Origin of the sequence: Micromonospora sp. M51 (assembly GCF_018070305.1) — a bacterium.
In the GTDB taxonomy this organism is placed as follows: domain Bacteria; phylum Actinomycetota; class Actinomycetes; order Mycobacteriales; family Micromonosporaceae; genus Micromonospora; species Micromonospora parva.
Genome location: NZ_JAGPXZ010001449.1, coordinates 1 through 535, shown reverse-complemented (window position 1 = coordinate 535; position 535 = coordinate 1). Strand labels below are relative to the sequence as shown.

General features: G+C 74.0%; 2 protein-coding genes. Both read right to left on the bottom strand.

What is annotated here, in order from left to right; all coding sequences use genetic code 11:
• Positions 1-435 (bottom strand): xanthine dehydrogenase family protein subunit M (locus KBX53_RS35380; protein WP_210864076.1); only part of this gene is annotated, 435 nt, incomplete at its 3' end.
• Complete coding sequence (locus KBX53_RS35375) at positions 432-521, bottom strand: 2Fe-2S iron-sulfur cluster-binding protein (protein ID WP_309140929.1); 90 nt, start codon at positions 519-521, stop codon at positions 432-434. The genes KBX53_RS35375 and KBX53_RS35380, both read right to left, overlap by 4 nt.
• Positions 522-535 lie beyond the last annotated feature (14 nt).

Here is a 535-nt window from a genome sequence, read left to right as displayed (position 1 = left end):
GTTCTGCCCGTGCAGGGCGGCGCAACCGCTGCCCGGCTCCCGCTTGTTGCACGCCTTGCCGGTGTCCTGGAAGTAGACGCAGCGGGTGCGCTGCAACAGGTTGCCGCCGGTGGTGGCCATGTTGCGCAGCTGCCCGGAGGCGGCGGCGAGCAGGGCACGGGCCAGCACCGGGTAGTCGCGGCGCACCACCGGGTGGGCCGCCAGGTCGCTGTTGCGGACGGTCGCGCCGATCCGCAGCCCGCCGTCGGGCAGCTCCTCGACGGTGTCCAGCGGCAGCCGGGTCACGTCCACCAGCACGTCGGGGCGTTGCACCCCGAGCTTCATCAGGTCCACCAGGTTGGTGCCGCCGCCCAGGTAGGCGGCCTGCGGTTCGGCCGCCAGCACGGCGACCGCCTCGGCCACGTCGGCGGGCCGGTGGTAACGGAAGGCCCTCACGACGACGACGCCGCCTCACGCACGGCCGCGACGATGTGCGGGTACGCCGCGCAGCGGCACAGGTTGCCGGCCATCCGCTCGCGGATCTCCGCGTCGGTCA